Raw genomic sequence first — 17729 nt, forward strand, 5'->3', positions numbered from 1 at the left:
ATAACAAATCGCTATTTAAATAACGAGATCGCATCGCCTGGAACCATTCAATGCTTTTTGGCGTCAATTCCTCGCCGAGCGCTCGATTCAGTCAGTAACGTTCCGATCGTTTTCCCGGCGAGGAGAGGTCCCGTCTCCACGCCGAGCACGAAAGGAGCTCCATGAATTCCCGAGCACGGCGCCTCACGATCCCCCTCACCGGCGTTCTCATGATCGCCGGAGTGATCGGCGCCACCACAGGCGCCAACGCCGCTCAAGCCCCCAACGATGTGGTCAGTTCCCCGGCCTCGGAGACGGCCACGGAGGCCACCTCCTTCTGGTCGCCCGAGCGCATGCGCAAGGCCACGGACGCCACCGGCGACCTCGACCTGAGCATCAAGGGCGGCAAGGCCTCCGGCGCCGCGGGCCCCGACGGCCCCGGCGGAGCGGTCCCGCCGATCGGCGAGGAGGGCGCCAAGTCCGCCAAGAGCAGGCACGTCAACCTGCCCAACACCGTCGGCCGCGTCTTCTTCACCCTGCCCGGCGCCAACCCGGCGGACCCGAAGAGCTGGAAGTACTGCTCCGGCAGTTCCGTCCAGGGCAAGTACCGCAACGTGGTCGCCACCTCCGCGCACTGCGTCTACGACGTGAAGACCAACCAGTTCTACGACAACTGGGTCTTCATCCCGTCCTACTGGGACGGCGACCAGGCGTGGGACGGCAAGAACCCCTACGGCATCTACGCGGCCAAGTGGTTCAACGCGCACGACGACTTCGTGGTGAAGGAGGACTACGACTACGACTACGCCTTCGTCAACGTCCACTCCGGGTTCAAGGTGAACTGGGAGAAGGACAAGGACGGCAAGTGGCACCCGATCATCAAGAAGGTCGGGCGGCTCGGCGACAACGTCGGCGGCCAGGGCTTCGCCTGGAACCAGAAGATCAAGAAAGCGGTCTTCGCCTTCGGCTACCCGGCCGGACTGCACCCCGACGGCGACAAGCCCTTCTCCGGCCGCACGATGAAGTGGTGCTACGGCACAACCGGCGCCATGCCGGCCGCGCCGAAGTACAACGTCCAGGAGCACATCGGCTTCAAGTGCGCCTTCACCGCGGGCGCGAGCGGCGGCCCGTGGCTCTACAAGTACAAGAGCTCCAGCCGGACCGGCTACCTGGTCGGCGTCAACAGCATCGCCTGGGACACCGACAAGAACGACCGGTACGACAAGATCTCCTCGCCGTACTTCAACAGCGACACCTACAAGGTCTACAAGGCCGCGGCCAACCGCTGGACCGACTGACCCGCGCGACCTCGCCGCGACGCGCCAGCAGCCCGTAAGGCCATTCGGGCGGCCAGAGGAACGACAGGGGGCCCGGTCTCAAGATCGGGCCCCCTGCTCGCGTCGGCGTCCGCGGCCCCTCCCCTCGGAACGTTCCGGAGACGAGGGACACCCACCGTCAGGACAACGACCAGTCTCGGCGTTTCCGCAGTTCACACGCTCAAACAAGCCGCACGAGACCGCTCGATCAAGCAAAGGAAGATCAGACGGGCGGAACCGATTTCCGGTTCCATGGATTTGGTAACGAAATCATATCGGTCCGAACCTTTGCCCGTTTTGTAGCCCTTTACCCCATCTTTGCCGAGTACGGTCACCTCTTGTCTCTTTACGCATGCGTGGATCGCGTCCCGAGTGATCCATGACAAAGAAGGAGCTTCATTGAACCCCCGAGCCAAGCGCCTGATCCTTCCCCTCGGCGGTGCCCTCGCGGCAGCCGCGATGATCGGCGCCTCCCTCCCCGCAACCGCCCAGGCGAGCACCGCCGACCCCGACATCAAGTCGGCGGCGCTCACCCCCTCCGGTAACGCGAAGGCCATCGCGGGCTACTGGACCGCCTCGAAGCTGAAGTCGGCGAAGACCTACCTCTCCGACTCCACCGTCTCAGCGAAGCTGAACAAGACCGGCGCCGCCAGGGCGGCCGCCGACGGCAAGCCCGGCGTCGTCGCCCCCACCGGCGAGGGCGGCAAGTCCGCCGGCCGGTCGCGGAACGTGAACCTCCCGATCACCGTCGGCAAGGTCTTCTTCGTCGACAACAAGGGGCAGGAGCGCTGGTGCTCCGGCAGCTCCGTGCAGTCGAAGTACCGCAACCTGGTCGCCACCGCCGGCCACTGCGTCTACGACACCGACACGAACAAGCCGTTCGACAACTTCGTGTTCATCCCCGGCTACTACCAGGGCAAGGCTCCCTGGGGCATCTACGTCGGCGCCAAGGTCAACACCCACGACGACTTCACGGTCTACGAGGACTACGACTACGACTACGCCTTCGTCAACGTCTACAACGGCATCAAGCAGCAGCCGGAGAAGGAGGTCGACTACAAGACCTTCAAGGCGCACGTGGACAAGGGCGGGGTGGGCCGCGAGGCCGCCAGCACCGTCGACTTCGAGACCTACGACAGGTGGACCCAGAAGGGTGGCATCGGCAAGGTCGAGAACATCTCCTCCGAGGACGAGGTGGGCCCCCAGTACAAGGGCGCCCTCGCCGTCGCGTCCGAGACGGACAAGTGGGCCTGGGAGAAGGTCGCCGGCGAGGTCTACGGCCTGAACAACGACAAGGTCACACTCAAGGGCAAGGAACTGCCGCAGGGCGACTGGCCCAAGGCCGGTTCCAAGCTCGAGATCCGGGTCGAGAACGTCACCAAGACCGACTACGACGCCTACAAGGGTCCCGGCTACCGGAAGATCGACGAAAAGGGTAACTACACCATTACCCACTACTACGCGGTGAAGTACATTAAGAAGACCGCGTCGGTGGAGTATGTGATCTTCCGCCACTACATCTCGACGGTGGCCGACGCCGGTCGCCTCGGCGACAACGTCGGCGGCCAGGGCTTCGCCTGGAACCAGAAGCTGGGCAAGAAGGTCTTCACGTTCGGCTACCCGACCTCGGCCCACCTGGACGGCGACAAGCCGTACTCCGGTCACACCCAGAAGTGGTGCTACGGCACGACCGTCGCCGCTCCCGTCGTCGCGGCCTACAAGGCCGAGGAGCACCAGGCGATCAAGTGCGCCTTCACTCCCGGCGCCAGCGGCGGCCCCTTCCTGCTGCAGTACAAGAACAGCAAGCGGACCGGCTACCTCAACGGTGTGGTGAGCCTGACCGTCGACAGCGACAAGAACAACCGCTACGACCGCGTCACCACCCCGTACTTCAACGGTGAGACGTACGGCATCTACAAGCACGCGGCCAACCTCTGGACCGGGAAGCTCCCGGCCTAGGACGCAGGCTGTGTGAACCAGGAAGGGCCCGGTACGCACCGGGCCCTTTCCGCAGCTTCACGGGGTGCTTATACACCCTTGGGCACACTGACCAGATAACGGAGCATGAGCGGATCGGTCCAGCGAACTGCCCAAAACCAAGTTGATCTGGAAAAATCACCCCTTGCATCCCTGGTAGCCCTCCGAAACTCCGGCCCTCCGAAAGGAACTCTCCTCATGTCCTCCCGCGTACGGCGGCTCACGGCCACACTCGGGGCGCTGATCGCCGCCTGTGTGACCATGACGTCGGCGTTCGCCGGGAGCGCCGCGGCGGGTCCGCTGAACACGGTGCCCAGCGGCATCACCTCGATCCCGCTGACCAAGAGCGTCGCCGACATGCGGCGGATCGCGGAGTACTGGAGCCCGGCCAGGCTCAAGCAGGCCATGGACAACGGACCGGCGACACCCGGGGTGCCCGCGATACCCGGGGGGAAATCCGGTACCACCACCTCGCCGTCCCCCACCGCCGGAAACACCGCCACCGGAAGCGCCACGGCCGGAAGCGCCACAGCCGCCGGCGCCGGAGAGGCGGGCGGCGCGACAGCCATGACCGAGGAGACCACCACCACCGCGGCCGGCGGCGGGAAGAGCGCCGCCAAGTCCGGGGGGGCCGCGCCGCTGGTCAGGCCCACCCTCCCGAAGAAGCGGGCTCCGGGTTCCGGCGGCTCCCCGCTGACCGTCGGCAAGGTGTTCTTCCGGATCGGCAACAAGGACTACTGGTGTTCCGCCTCCTCGGTGGCGGCGGCCAACCACAACCTGGTCGCGACGGCCGGACACTGCGCCTACGACGCCAAGACGGGCAGTCAGGCCGAGTACTGGATCTTCATCCCCGGCTACGACAAGGGCAACACCCCGTACGGGATCTATGTCGGCCACTCGCTCAACCTGCACGAGGACTTCGTCGGCAGGGGTGACTACGACTACGACTACGCGTTCGTCACCGTGCACGACGGCTTCAGGTGGAAGGCGGGTAAGACCGCCGGCACCTACGAGATGGAGGGTGTCGGAAGCCTGGAGGACAACGTCGGCGGGCAGGGACTGGCGACCAACCGGGGCACCGGCATGTTCACCCTCGCCTTCGGCTACCCCGCCGCCCCGCACCCCGACGGCAGCAGGCCCTACGACGGCCAGCGGCTCAAGTCGTGCGACGGGCGCACCGAAAAGGTGCAGGCACCTGCTCGCCTGGTCGAGCAGGGTATCGCCCTGACCTGCGGATTCACCAACGGCGCGAGCGGTGGCCCCTGGTTGATCTCCTACGACAACAGGACCGCGCTCGGTTACCTCAACGGCGTCAACAGCTTCGCGTGGGACACCGACACCGACCGCAGGTACGACAGGATCTCCTCCCCGTACTTCATCGCGGCGACCTACGCCGCCTATCACTGGGCGGCCACCCAGCAGGCACCCCGAACATAAAGCCGCCTTAAGAGAGCCTTAAGAGAGGCTTAGATGACGTTTGGCCCGGCGATCCCTGCATAGGTTCGTAGCTTGTCGTCCCGCAGTTCCCGAACGTCCGGGAACGTTGCAGCGCAAGGAGCTCGTCTTTTGAAGCACTCTCTTCTTCCCCTCGGTGGCGCCGCAGCCGCCACCGCCCTGCTGGCCACCACCCTGGTCGGCACCCTGGCGGGCACCGCCCAGGCCGCCCCCGACTGGGCGACCGACCCGATGGCCGGGAACAACTCCTCGGCGGTCTCGGTCATCAACTTCTGGGCGGCCTCGAACTTCGCCGCCCTCAAGAGGGCGACCGTCTACAACGCGGACCCCGGCGCCCCGAAGATGAAGGTCGGTGGCGGTTTCTCCCCCGACGGCAGTCCCGGCAGCGTCGGCCCGACCGGTTCCCAGAAGCCCACCCCGTCGCTCGCCAAGAACGTCAACCTGCCCAAGACCATCGGCAAGGTGTTCTTCGTCGTCAACGGGCAGTACCGGTGGTGCTCGGCCACCTCGATCCAGGGCAAGTACCGCAACCTGGTCGCCACGGCCGGCCACTGCGTCTACGACCCCGGCAGCAACAGCGACACCCTCGACAAGTGGGTCTTCGTCCCCGGCTACTACCAGGGCAAGACTCCGTGGGGCATCTACGTCGGCAAGTCGGCGTGGACGCACTACGACTTCGCCAACTACGAGGACTACGACAAGGACTACGCCTTCGTCACCGTCTACAACGGAGTCGCCTTCAACGGCGTCAAGCAGGTCACCAAGGCCGAGTACGCGGGATTCAGCGGTCCCAAGTGGTCGCGCGGCTCGCACTACTACATCCTGCTCTCCAAGGATGTCGGCCGCCTGGGTGACAACGTCGGCGGCCAGGGCTTCACCTGGAACCAGAAGACCGGAAAGCCCGTCTACGTCTTCGGCTACCCCGCCGCCCCGCACCCCGACGGCGACAGGCCCTACAGCGGCGTGACCCCCAAGTACCTGTACGGCAAGACGTCGGGCAAGGAGTACGTCTCCGCGGCGGAGAAGGTCGAGGAGCACGTCGGTCTCAAGGGCGCCTTCACCCCCGGCGCCGACGGCGGCCCGTGGTTGACGCAGTACAGCAGCGCCAGGCGTCTCGGCTACGTCAACGGTGTCACCAGCCTCTTCGGCGACCAGGACCAGAACGACCGCTACGACCTGATCACCTCGCCGTACTTCGACGGTGAGACCGCCGAGATCTACCGCAAGGCCGCCAACGTGTGGTCCGGCAGGATCGTCGGTCCGAACGGCGAGCTCTACAAGTAGCTCGCGTACCTTCGACGTTCCTGAACCACCAGCGGGACCCGGCGCCACGCGCCGGGTCCCGCACCCGTTTCCGGGGCGGGAGGCCGGGCCTCGAGGTGGCGCCAAAGCCGAATCGGGCCTTGAGAGGGGCGTTAGACGTGCCCGCGGCGAAATCGGTGCCATCAACTTGATGTGATCTATGTCACATAGACATGGTGGCTCACAGTAAGCGGACACTCACGCCACATCCGCCACTTTCATCCCAACATCATGTCTAGCTGCGCAAACACCTTGAGCAAGTTTTGGTTACAGCGTCGACATCAGAGCCAGTTAAACATCACGAAACGGTCTCGACGCTCCAGACCCGCCTCTTCCCTCTCAAAGCGGCTTCCGGTGTTCAAGATCGGCGCTGTATGTTTCTGGCATTCCCTTTACTGACGCATGGGACGCAAGAAGCGTTCCACATCAGACCAAGGAGTTCCCTTGAAGCGCATCCTCCTCCCCGCCGGTGGCGCCGTTCTGGCCACCGGTCTGCTGGCCGCTGGTCTGGCCGGTACCGCCAACGCCGTTCCGGACTGGGCCTACGACACCATGGCCAAGGACGCCCCGTCCGCGGTCGAGGTCGCCAAGTTCTGGCTCGCGGCCAACGACCACACCAACAACCTCGCCAAGGCGACTCCCTACACCTGGGAGACCAAGGCCACGGCGAAGCTGAACGCGAGCGGCGGCTACACCCCCGACGGCAAGCCGGGCATCGTCGCCCCGATCGGCGAAGAGAAGAAGACCGCCGCCAAGGTCAAGAACATCAACCTGCCCAAGAGCATCGGCAAGGTGTTCTTCGTCGACTCCAGCGGCGACCTGAAGTGGTGCTCGGCCACCTCGATCCAGGGCAAGTACCGCAACCTGGTCGCGACCGCCGGCCACTGCGTCTACGACGACAGCAAGAACGCCAGCGTCATGGACAACTGGGTCTTCGTCCCCGGCTACTACCAGGGCAAGACCCCGTACGGCATCTACGTGGGTAAGACCGCGTTCACGCACTACGACTACTCCGTCTACAACGACCGCGACCGCGACTACGCGTTCGTGACCGTCTACAACGGTGTCCAGATCGGTGGCGGCACCGCCAAGGAAGTCAGCCAGAAGGACTACGACGCCTTCAGCGGCGCCAAGTTCGGCAAGGACGTCCCGATCACCGAGGACGAGTACAAGAAGACCGTGGACCTGCACGGTGGCGAGACCTCGGCCGCTTGGGCCAAGGCCGAGACCATCAAGGACCCGGTCGGCCCGGACTTCCCCGGCGCGGTGAAGGTCTTCGAAGAGGTCAGCAAGGACGCCTACGACAAGGCCCCCAGCGGCCAGGTCAACGGCGCCAAGGCCCCCGGCAAGACCACCGTTGAGCACGCCACCAAGGCGAAGTACGACGCCTACACCGGTCCCGGCTACCGGAAGATCGACGAAAAGGGCAACTACACCATCACCCACTACTGGGTGAAGTTCTGGGTGAAGAAGACCGACGTCAAGTCGTTCTTCAAGACGGTCTACTACGTCATCGACGGCTTCATCAAGGACAGCGGTCGCCTCGGCGACAACGTCGGTGGCCAGGGCTTCACCTGGAACCAGAAGCCCGAGCAGACGGTGTTCGTGTTCGGCTACCCGGCCGACGCGCACCCCGACGGCAACAAGGCCTACACCGGTGTCACGCCGAAGTGGACCTACGGCAAGACCTCCGGCAAGACCTACGTGTCGGCCGCTCACAAGGTCGAGGAGCACGTTGGCCTGAAGAGCTCCTTCACCCCCGGCGCCGACGGTGGCCCCTGGCTCGCCAAGTACAGCAACGCCAAGCGTCTCGGCTACGTCAACGGTGTCACCAGCCTGTTCGGCGACCAGGACAACAACGGCCGCTACGACCTGATCACCTCGCCGTACTTCGACGGTGAGACCCAGACGGTCTACAGCAAGGCCGCCAACGTCTGGTCCGGCACGATCGTCAAGTAGTAGTAGCTTCCTGACGATCACCCGAGCCTGAGCGTCCAAACCTCAAGGCTCACCTGATCCACCAGCTTCACCCGAAGGGGTCCGGCACCAGCCGGACCCCTTCGGCCATTCCCACCGGGATCGCGGAAGCGACCACCGGCTTCACATAGATACCGAAGGGCCCGGCAGATGCCGGGCCCTTCGATGTTGTGGCGCCTCCGGCCAGGGAACTCGGCACTCGACCCGACCGCCCGTTTCGGCAAGGAGCTCGGCGACGCCAGAGGCTGAAGATCCGGTAACCGCCTGGCGTAGCCCCGTGGGCCGCGAGCCGTGCCACCCGCGCGACGCCGTATGAGCCGCCAGCAGGGATCGGGCCTCCCGCAAGGGTCTTCCCCACCCCCGGCGCCCGGAGCCCGGCAGCAAAAGGATCAAGCCTCCGAGAGAGGCTCTCGCGCCTTCCCGGCATCCGCCCCGCATGCCGCTCGGCCCACCTGGCCCCCGGATCCCGGATCGCCGGCCCTTTAGACGTGTCTCTCACGGAATCGGTGCCATCAACTTGATGTGATCTGAGTCACATTCCACTGGTAACCGAACGTACCCATCCACTCACGCCACATCGGCAACTTTCACAACAACCCCATGTCTATCTGCGTAAACATGGCACTCAACCCCCAACCTCAACAACAGCTTCAGGGGTGTCTAAACATCACAGAACAGCATCGACGTGATCAAGGACCTCTTTGATCCCCAAAGCGGCTTCCGGTGTTCAAGATCGGCGCTGTATGTTTCTGGCATTCCCTTTACTGACGCATGGGACGCAAGAAGCGTTCCACATCAGACCAAGGAGTTCCCTTGAAGCGCATCCTCCTCCCCGCCGGTGGCGCCGTTCTGGCCACCGGTCTGCTGGCCGCTGGTCTGGCCGGTACCGCCAACGCCGTTCCGGACTGGGCCTACGACACCATGGCCAAGGACGCCCCGTCCGCGGTCGAGGTCGCCAAGTTCTGGCTCGCGGCCAACGACCACACCAACAACCTCGCCAAGGCGACTCCCTACACCTGGGAGACCAAGGCCACGGCGAAGCTGAACGCGAGCGGCGGCTACACCCCCGACGGCAAGCCGGGCATCGTCGCCCCGATCGGCGAAGAGAAGAAGACCGCCGCCAAGGTCAAGAACATCAACCTGCCCAAGAGCATCGGCAAGGTGTTCTTCGTCGACTCCAGCGGCGACCTGAAGTGGTGCTCGGCCACCTCGATCCAGGGCAAGTACCGCAACCTGGTCGCGACCGCCGGCCACTGCGTCTACGACGACAGCAAGAACGCCAGCGTCATGGACAACTGGGTCTTCGTCCCCGGCTACTACCAGGGCAAGACCCCGTACGGCATCTACGTGGGTAAGACCGCGTTCACGCACTACGACTACTCCGTCTACAACGACCGCGACCGCGACTACGCGTTCGTGACCGTCTACAACGGTGTCCAGATCGGTGGCGGCACCGCCAAGGAAGTCAGCCAGAAGGACTACGACGCCTTCAGCGGCGCCAAGTTCGGCAAGGACGTCCCGATCACCGAGGACGAGTACAAGAAGACCGTGGACCTGCACGGTGGCGAGACCTCGGCCGCTTGGGCCAAGGCCGAGACCATCAAGGACCCGGTCGGCCCGGACTTCCCCGGCGCGGTGAAGGTCTTCGAAGAGGTCAGCAAGGACGCCTACGACAAGGCCCCCAGCGGCCAGGTCAACGGCGCCAAGGCCCCCGGCAAGACCACCGTTGAGCACGCCACCAAGGCGAAGTACGACGCCTACACCGGTCCCGGCTACCGGAAGATCGACGAAAAGGGCAACTACACCATCACCCACTACTGGGTGAAGTTCTGGGTGAAGAAGACCGACGTCAAGTCGTTCTTCAAGACGGTCTACTACGTCATCGACGGCTTCATCAAGGACAGCGGTCGCCTCGGCGACAACGTCGGTGGCCAGGGCTTCACCTGGAACCAGAAGCCCGAGCAGACGGTGTTCGTGTTCGGCTACCCGGCCGACGCGCACCCCGACGGCAACAAGGCCTACACCGGTGTCACGCCGAAGTGGACCTACGGCAAGACCTCCGGCAAGACCTACGTGTCGGCCGCTCACAAGGTCGAGGAGCACGTTGGCCTGAAGAGCTCCTTCACCCCCGGCGCCGACGGTGGCCCCTGGCTCGCCAAGTACAGCAACGCCAAGCGTCTCGGCTACGTCAACGGTGTCACCAGCCTGTTCGGCGACCAGGACAACAACGGCCGCTACGACCTGATCACCTCGCCGTACTTCGACGGTGAGACCCAGACGGTCTACAGCAAGGCCGCCAACGTCTGGTCCGGCACGATCGTCAAGTAGTAGTAGCTTCCTGACGATCACCCGAGCCTGAGCGTCCAAACCTCAAGGCTCACCTGATCCACCAGCTTCACCCGAAGGGGTCCGGCACCAGCCGGACCCCTTCGGCCATTCCCACCGGATTCTCACCGGTGAAGGCTCCCCGCCCCCGTTTCACCTCCGCCCCCGCGAGGCGGAAGACTCGGTCTCCGCCGCAGGACCGTGATGGGGTAGCGAGTCCTGGCCGGCAACGGGCTCTCTGAGACGACCGAGCGCGCCTCTCCCGCTCCTTCCAAGGCCGAGCAGGCCGACGCTCGTACCCGCGCCCCTGTGAGCACAGGTGCCAGGAAGCACTTTCCGTAACACGACGCGCGACGGATACCGGCGTCCCCGGAGACCAGGAACGCCCCCCGCCGGTCGGGCGAGGGGCGTTCGGTCGTGTGCCTGGTGGGCGTGATCGTACTTCGGCCGGACGGCGAGTTCGCCTGCCGTGCCGTCTGGGCTGTCGCGATCTAGAGACGGGCGACCCCGTCGGCACGGGCCTGCTCGGAGACGGCGGCGATGACCGCCGGGGCGACGCGCTCGTCGAACGGGCTGGGGATCACGTAGTCGGCCGACAGATCGTCGTCCCCGACCACCCCGGCCAGCGCCTCGGCGGCGGCGACCTTCATGTTCTCGGTGATCGTGGTGGCGCGGACGTCGAGCGCCCCGCGGAAGACGCCGGGGAAGGCCAGCACGTTGTTGATCTGGTTGGGGAAGTCGGAACGGCCGGTCGCGACCACCTGTGCGTACTTGCGCGCGACCTCCGGCCGCACCTCGGGCGTCGGGTTGGACAGCGCGAAGACGATCGAACCGGAGGACATCGACGCGATGGCCTCCTCCGAGACCGTCGAGCCGGACAGCCCGATGAACACGTCGGCCCCGGCCAGCGCCTGCTCGGTGGAACCGTGCAGGCCCGCCCTGTTGCTGTCGCGCGCCAGGGCCTCCTTCACCGGGTTGAGCCCGTCGCGGCCCTGGTGGATGACGCCCTTGGAGTCGGCCACCGCGATGTCACCGATGCCCGCGTTGAGCAGGATCCGGCTGACCGCGATCCCGGAGGCACCGGCGCCGGCGACCACGGCCCGCAGATCGCCCAGCGAGCGACCGGTCAGCCGCGCCGCGTTCTTCAACGCGGCCAGCACGACGATCGCGGTGCCGTGCTGGTCGTCGTGGAAGACGGGGATGTCGAGGATCTCGCGGAGGCGCGCCTCGACCTCGAAACAGCGGGGGGCGCTGATGTCCTCAAGGTTGATCCCCCCGAAGGAGGGGGCGAGCCGGACGACCGTCTCGACCAGTTCGTCCACGTCGGTGCAGTCCAGGCAGATGGGCACCGCGTCGACGCCTGCGAACTGCTTGAACAGCAGGGCCTTGCCCTCCATGACCGGCATGGCGGCGGCAGGCCCGATGTCTCCGAGACCGAGCACCGCGGTGCCGTCGGAGATGACGGCGACCACGTTGGAGATCCAGGTGTAGTCCTTGGCGAGCTCGGGCTTCTCGGCGATCGCGCTGCAGACTCTGGCCACGCCAGGTGTGTAGGCGAGTGCCAGGTCGTCGGCGTTGCGGACCGGGACCGTGGAGCGGACCTCCAGCTTGCCCCCGCGGTGCAGGGCGAAGGCCGGATCCAGATCCAGGGCTTCGAGAGCTTCGAGAGAGATGGAAGATGGCATGGTGGCCACAGCGACCCCTGTAGTTCAGTCAGGCAGACGGATAGTTCCTTCTGAGACGGCCGCGGGAAGCCTGTCCCCGGCTTCGGTAGCCGCTCGGGGCCTACTTCACTGAGCACGGTCGTCTGGAGGGTTCGGGGGTCACCCGTCGCTCGATTGTGCCACATGTTGAGACTGTCACCACGGGCGGGGACCCATACTTTCGTCGTCCCGGTGTTAACCTCACCACACCGTGTAATACTCGAAGTCCATGCCACCTCTTACATTGACGGATCCTCAGATGGACCTGACCTCCTACGCGGAGCTGGCCGTACTACTGATCAACAGCCCCGACCGGCTGACCGGTCTCGAAGGGCTGCGCACGCTCCTGGAAGAGGGCGGTCGCTACCGGCCCGGCTGCCGCATCACCAGAAGCGACCTGGAAGCCCTGCGCGACCTGCGCGAAGAGCTGATGATCGTGTTCGAGACCGCCGAGGCGGGCGACGAGGAGGGGGTGGTCGACCGGCTCAACTCGCTGCTGATCCACCACCCGGTCCAGCCACAGATCTCCGGACACGACGGCGAGCGCTGGCATCTGCACCTCACCGAGGGTGGCCGGATGGCCGACCAGTACGCCGTGGGAGCGGTGATGGGACTCGCCACCATGATCACCGATCTCGGCGTCGACCGGCTCGGCCTCTGCCAGGCGCCGCCCTGCCGCAGGGCCTACCTCGACACCTCCTCCAACCGATCGCGCCGGTACTGCTCGGAGCGGTGCGCCAGCCGTGCCAACGTCGCCGCCTACCGGGCCCGCCAGAAGGTCGGCCAGTAGCGCAGCACCACCCGGCCGACGATCGACGACGCGGGCAGCGCGCCGAAGTCCCAGCTGTCGCGCCTGCCGGGAGCGCGCTGGTTGTCGCTCTCCAGCCACCAGCCGCCGTCCGCCTCCCAGACCGCGCGTTTGACGATGAGCACAGCAGGGTCGGACGGCAGCCGGGCGACGACCAGATCCCCGGGCCTCACCACCGCTCCGCGCCGTACCCAGAGCCAGTCACCGGACCGCAGCGCGGGCAGCATCGAGTCCCCTGCGACACGTACTCTCATCGAGCGTAACCCCCTCCCACACGGGCATTCGGAGACGAGTAAGGTCGTTAACCGGACCATTCTGAACATGGCATCAAGGAAGGATTTCCGATGCTTGCACGACTTCTGCGCCCCAGGCACATCGCGTCGGCGCACTGCGACCTGCCCTGCGGCGTGTACGACCCGGCCCAGGCCCGCATCGAGGCCGAGTCCGTCAAGGCCATCATGGAGAAGTACGCCGGAAACGAGGACCCGGTGTTCCGCTCCCGTGCGCTCTCCATCAAGGAGGAGCGGGCCGAGCTGGTCAAGCACCACCTGTGGGTGCTGTGGACCGACTACTTCAAGCCCCCGCACCTGGAGACCTACCCGCAGCTGCACCAGCTGTTCTGGGAGGCCACCAAGCTCGCGGGCGCGGCCGGCGGCAAGGGCACCGTTGACGTCGCCAAGGCCGACGAGCTGCTGGGCAAGATCGACGAGATCTCCAAGATCTTCTGGGAGACCAAGGCCGCCTAGAATCCTCCCGACCAACCCGTGAGGCCGCGCCGGCGACTGGACTGAGGAGAGCGGGGTCGCGAGGTACGAGCGACCCCGCTCGACGAGGGAAGGAGCCGGGTCCCAGCGGCCTCACCGCGACGCGCCGGCGTCGCCGGCAACTCGCGAGGAAGCGCTGGCAATCCGGATCAAGGAGTTCCCGGACACCCCTTGATCCGGACCGGAGAGCCCCAGGAACCTCCGCGCGGACGTGCCGTCAACCCGCCCCAGAAAACATCCTGGGGACGTGCCCCATGCTTTCCCCTGAGGGACTACCCGTGAGGCCGCGCCGGCGACTGGACTGAGGAGAGCGGGGTCGCGAGGAACGAGCGACCCCGGTCGACGAGGGAAGGAGCCGGGTAAGAGCGGCCGAACCGCGACGCGTTAGCGTCGCAGTCAGCAACGCGTTAGCGTCGCAGTCAGCACAGGGCCGAACCGCGACGCGTTAGCGTCGCCGACAGTACAGCGTCGCCATCTACACGACACGCGCTAGCTTCGTAATCAATACAGTCAAATCGCTCCGATCGCGAGTCCAAATGGGCCAACCACCGTCTCAGGGCTGTAGGTTGCAGTCAGCGACTCTGCGAGGAGGAACGTGACCGAACACACCGAGGCGCCCGCGGTCGGCATGGGCGGGATCCGTGACGTGGTGAGCGTCCGGCTGCCGGCGACGAGTGCCTATCTGTCCGTGCTGCGTACGGCGACAGCCGCACTTGCCGTACGGCTGGACTTCACGCTGGACGAGATCGAGGATCTACGGATCGCGGTCGACGAGGCGTGTGCGATGCTGCTGACCCAGGCCGTCCCCGGCACCGATCTGACCGCCGAGTTCGAACTCACCGGGCAGTTGATGAAGGTGCGGGTCGAGGTCAGCACGGTGGGAAGCACCCCCCCGAAGCGCGACGATTTCGCGTGGATGGTGCTCACCGCCCTGGCTGATGATGTGGATGCCGTAACCGACTCCCCCGACCGTATGGCGATCGTCCTCCGCAAGCGCCGAGGCGCGGCGAGGCCGGCGTGACGGAAAGGACTCGTGCCATGGCCGCCAGCGACCACGCGGTGCCCGACCGGGTGCGTGCGCGCCTGCTCTTCGCAGAGCTGGTGGAGTTGACCTCCGACGACCCCCGGCGCCAGCGCATCCGTGACGAGCTCGTCGAGCTCCACCTGCCCCTCGTCGAATATCTCGCCCGCCGGTTCCGCAACCGGGGCGAGTGGCTGGATGACCTCACACAGGTCGCGACCATCGGTCTGATCAAGTCGATCGACCGTTTCGATCTCGGCCGCGGTGTGGAGTTCTCCACCTACGCCACCCCGACGATCGTCGGCGAGATCAAACGTCACTTCCGTGACAAGGGCTGGGCGGTCCGTGTGCCGCGTCGGCTGCAGGAGCTGAAGCTCTCGCTCACCAAGGCGATCAGCGAGCTCTCCCAGCGGGAGGGACGCGCGCCGACCGTGGCCGAGCTGGCCACGTTCCTGAAGATGAGCGAGGAGGAGGTGCTCGAAGGGCTGGAGTCGGCCAACGCCTACTCCACGGTCTCCCTCGACGCGCCCGACTCCGGCGATGACGACGCGCCGGCGGTGGCCGACTCCCTCGGCATCGTGGACGACTCCCTGGAGGGCGTCGAGTACCGCGAGTCGCTCAAGCCCCTGCTGGAGCGGCTGCCTCCGCGCGAGAAGCGGATCCTGCTGCTGCGTTTCTTCGGCAACATGACACAGTCCCAGATCGCCACCGAGCTCGGCATCTCGCAGATGCACGTGTCCCGGCTGCTCGCCAGGACACTCGCCCAGCTCCGCGAGGGCCTGACCGTGGACGACTAGGCTCTGTCCTGTGGATCTTGCCGTGGCGAGGATCGGTCAGGTGGTGTCTCGCAAGGCGGAGGAGGGAGCCGCAGCGTGCTGCGGTGACCGACGACAACGCGGCGAGGCGCCGCCTGACCGACCGCAGTAGGCAAAAGATCCGCAGGGCAGAGCCTAGGGCCTGCCTGCGAGGATCGGTCAGGTGGTGCCTCGTATAGCGGAGGAGGAAGCCGCGGTGACCGGTGACAACGCGGCGAGGCCCCGTCTGACCGGCCCCGGTGGGCAGGTGCCTAGTCCTGGTCCCCGTAGAGGGCGTGCGTCGTCGGCGGGGACAGTAGCGTGACCAGTCCGATCACCGCCAGGGTGATCAGCGAGATGCCGATCACCAGTTGGTCGGACTGGATCAGCGTGACCGAGATCGGGATGGCGAAGATCTGCGTCAGCACGCCCGGACTCCGGGCCCACCGCTCGGTGAGGATCATGCCCCATCCGACCCAGAGCAGGGCCGCGCCGATGATGATCCCGGACACCGCGACGGCGATCGAGGTCATCAGGTCGGACGGCCGGCCGATCACGGTCTCCACACCGACGTAGCCGCCGAGGAGCAGAGCAGTGGCGCCTTCCACCGCCATGACGGCGGCGGCGACGGTGAGGGTCATCGGACGGTTCGACACGGTGTCAACCCTATCGCCGGGGGGTGCCACACCGTTCTTTGCCGTCTCGGCTCAGATCTTGACGGAAGGTCGGGTTTCGGCGGAGGTCCGGGTGCCGGCGGATACGCTGAGATTATGCGCGCGATGCTCCTGGTGAATCCGAAGGCGACGACGACCAACCAGCGGACCAGGGATGTGCTCATCAGGGCGCTGAGCGCGACGATGAACCTGACCGTCGAGGAGACCGGCTACCGGGGGCACGCGACACAGCTCTCCCGCAAGGCCCACGCCTCCGGTTACGACGTGCTGGCCGTACTGGGCGGTGACGGCACCATCAACGAGGCGGTGAACGGACTGCTCGATCCGGTGGACGGAAAGGGCGGCGACCAGGGCAGTTCGGTCGACCGGCCGGCGCTGCTGGCCATCCCCGGCGGCAGCGCCAACGTCTTCGTCAGGGCCCTCGGCCTGCCGAACGGCCCGGTCGAGGCGGTGGGGGCGATCCTGGAGGCGATCCGTGACGGCCGGCAGCGGATCGTCGGCCTCGGTCAGGCGATCTGGGATGGCCAGACTAGATATTTCACGTTCTGTAGTGGCCTGGGGTACGACGCCGAGGTGGTCAGAGCGGTCGAAGGGATACGGGGCACCGGCCGCAAGGCCACACCCTCGCGCTATGTGAACACCGCGTTGCACCACTACCTGTCGACGGACAAGCGTCACCCCTCGATGACCGTCGAGGGGCCGGAGGTGCCGCCGACCGGCGGCATCTACATGGCCGTCGTCTCCAACACCTCGCCCTGGACGTACATCGGCCCGCGGCCGATCTCACCGACCCCGTGGGCGAGCTTCGAGACCGGCCTTGACCTGCTGGGCCTGCAGCGTCTGGGCCTGCCGAGCATGCTCCAGCTGATACCTCAGATCATCGGTGCCCGCGACACTCTGCCCACCGGCCGTCATCTGGTGCAGCTCCACGACGAGAGAGAGTTCACGCTGAGTGCCGGGCGGCCCGTGGCGTTTCAGCTGGATGGGGACTACCTGGGGGAGGTTGAGAGGATAACGTTCCGCTCTATCCCCAATGCGTTACGAGTCGTGGTCTAACCCGTTACGTCCCGTCATTGTGTGACGCATCCGACACCCATTTCAGGCAAAACCTTCTCCCAAACCTCTTGCGTGTACTGAGCGTGGCTGACAATCTCGAGATTGACGTCGGAACGTAGGACCTTTGAGCGGCACCCCGCTCCCAGGCCATCGGCGATCAAGCGGACGTGCCCCGAGCCGAACCACGGCTCGGGGAGTTGTTCGCGCTGGTTAGTGAAACTCTTCACAAAGTGAGCCGTTGGAGCGCATAAGGGCTCCTCTTTACTAAGGAGTGGACGCATGGACTGGCGCCACCGAGCTGCCTGCCGTGACGTGGACCCCGAGCTGTTCTTCCCGATCGGCAACACCGGCCCCGCCCTGATGCAGATCGAAGAAGCGAAGCAGGTCTGCCGTACTTGCACCATCAGTGAAGCATGCCTGAAGTGGGCACTGGAGTCCGGGCAGGACGCCGGTGTCTGGGGCGGCCTGAGTGAGGACGAGCGACGCGCCTTCAAGCGCCGTGCGGCCCGAGCCCGCGCCCGAGTCTAATGCGACGCTGCGCGTCGCGGTTCGGCCGCGTGCCGATGGCGACGCTGCGC

At 65.9% G+C, this 17729-nt stretch carries 15 protein-coding genes; 12 read left to right on the top strand and 3 right to left on the bottom strand.

The features are described from left to right. Positions 1 to 161: 161 nt before the first annotated feature. From ACQP0P_RS40855 to ACQP0P_RS40880, 6 genes are all read left to right on the top strand, one after another. Entirely contained in the window at positions 162 to 1277 is a 1116-nt protein-coding gene (locus tag ACQP0P_RS40855; protein ID WP_433366484.1) for a trypsin-like serine peptidase, read from the top strand. A gap of 417 nt (positions 1278 to 1694) precedes the next feature. Beyond that, positions 1695 to 3254, top strand: a complete 1560-nt coding sequence (locus ACQP0P_RS40860) for a hypothetical protein (protein ID WP_433366487.1) — start codon at positions 1695 to 1697, stop codon at positions 3252 to 3254. 216 nt (positions 3255 to 3470) lie between these two features. After that, positions 3471 to 4709, top strand: a complete 1239-nt coding sequence (locus ACQP0P_RS40865) for a trypsin-like serine peptidase (RefSeq protein WP_433366491.1) — start codon at positions 3471 to 3473, stop codon at positions 4707 to 4709. 129 nt (positions 4710 to 4838) lie between these two features. Beyond that, complete coding sequence (locus ACQP0P_RS40870) at positions 4839 to 6011, top strand: trypsin-like serine peptidase (RefSeq protein ID WP_433366494.1); 1173 nt, start codon at positions 4839 to 4841, stop codon at positions 6009 to 6011. A gap of 462 nt (positions 6012 to 6473) precedes the next feature. After that, the gene (locus tag ACQP0P_RS40875; RefSeq protein WP_433366497.1) at positions 6474 to 7988 is read left to right on the top strand and encodes a hypothetical protein; all 1515 of its coding nucleotides are present in this window, start codon (positions 6474 to 6476) and stop codon (positions 7986 to 7988) included. Positions 7989 to 8819: 831 nt separating this feature from the next. Continuing rightward, complete coding sequence (locus ACQP0P_RS40880) at positions 8820 to 10334, top strand: hypothetical protein (RefSeq protein WP_433366497.1); 1515 nt, start codon at positions 8820 to 8822, stop codon at positions 10332 to 10334. Between the two features lie 488 nt (positions 10335 to 10822). Here the strand turns inward: ACQP0P_RS40880 and ACQP0P_RS40885 are convergent, their stop codons facing one another. Continuing rightward, the gene (locus tag ACQP0P_RS40885; protein WP_433366500.1) at positions 10823 to 12016 is read right to left on the bottom strand and encodes an NAD(P)-dependent malic enzyme; all 1194 of its coding nucleotides are present in this window, start codon (positions 12014 to 12016) and stop codon (positions 10823 to 10825) included. 277 nt (positions 12017 to 12293) lie between these two features. Between ACQP0P_RS40885 and ACQP0P_RS40890 the strand changes: the two genes are divergently transcribed. Then, a complete protein-coding gene (locus tag ACQP0P_RS40890; protein WP_433366503.1) occupies positions 12294 to 12824 on the top strand; it encodes a CGNR zinc finger domain-containing protein in 531 nt (176 codons plus the stop codon). On the opposite strand, the gene ACQP0P_RS40895 is transcribed toward ACQP0P_RS40890, so the two are convergent. Then, on the bottom strand, positions 12794 to 13096 hold the full coding sequence (locus ACQP0P_RS40895) for a S24 family peptidase (RefSeq protein ID WP_433366506.1): 303 nt from the start codon (positions 13094 to 13096) through the stop codon (positions 12794 to 12796). The genes ACQP0P_RS40890 and ACQP0P_RS40895 overlap by 31 nt on opposite strands. A 90-nt stretch (positions 13097 to 13186) precedes the next feature. Between ACQP0P_RS40895 and sodN the strand changes: the two genes are divergently transcribed. The 3 genes from sodN to ACQP0P_RS40910 all read left to right on the top strand — a co-directional run bounded on the left by sodN (position 13187) and on the right by ACQP0P_RS40910 (position 15424). Further along, positions 13187 to 13588, top strand: coding sequence for a superoxide dismutase, Ni (sodN, locus tag ACQP0P_RS40900; RefSeq protein WP_350914286.1), 402 nt, complete (start codon positions 13187 to 13189; stop codon positions 13586 to 13588). A 613-nt stretch (positions 13589 to 14201) separates the two neighbouring features. Further along, the gene (locus ACQP0P_RS40905) at positions 14202 to 14627 is read left to right on the top strand and encodes an anti-sigma factor (protein ID WP_030924831.1); all 426 of its coding nucleotides are present in this window, start codon (positions 14202 to 14204) and stop codon (positions 14625 to 14627) included. Further along, the gene (locus tag ACQP0P_RS40910) at positions 14624 to 15424 is read left to right on the top strand and encodes an RNA polymerase sigma factor SigF (RefSeq protein ID WP_030924834.1); all 801 of its coding nucleotides are present in this window, start codon (positions 14624 to 14626) and stop codon (positions 15422 to 15424) included. Before ACQP0P_RS40905 ends, ACQP0P_RS40910 begins: the two co-directional genes overlap by 4 nt. A gap of 269 nt (positions 15425 to 15693) precedes the next feature. Here the strand turns inward: ACQP0P_RS40910 and ACQP0P_RS40915 are convergent, their stop codons facing one another. Then, positions 15694 to 16077 carry a hypothetical protein gene (locus tag ACQP0P_RS40915; RefSeq protein WP_433366511.1) on the bottom strand — a complete coding sequence of 128 codons (384 nt, stop codon included), beginning with the start codon at positions 16075 to 16077 and terminating at the stop codon, positions 15694 to 15696. Between the two features lie 114 nt (positions 16078 to 16191). On the opposite strand from ACQP0P_RS40915, the gene ACQP0P_RS40920 reads away from it, so the two are divergent. Then, positions 16192 to 17151 (top strand): diacylglycerol/lipid kinase family protein, encoded by a 960-nt coding sequence (locus ACQP0P_RS40920; RefSeq protein ID WP_433366514.1) that lies wholly within the window; start codon positions 16192 to 16194, stop codon positions 17149 to 17151. 279 nt (positions 17152 to 17430) lie between these two features. Further along, positions 17431 to 17679, top strand: a complete 249-nt coding sequence (locus tag ACQP0P_RS40925) for a WhiB family transcriptional regulator (RefSeq protein ID WP_433366517.1) — start codon at positions 17431 to 17433, stop codon at positions 17677 to 17679. The last annotated feature ends 50 nt before the right edge of the window (positions 17680 to 17729 follow it).

It is taken from the genome of Streptosporangium sp. CA-115845 (assembly GCF_050943795.1).
Taxonomy (GTDB): Bacteria; Actinomycetota; Actinomycetes; order Streptosporangiales; family Streptosporangiaceae; genus Streptosporangium.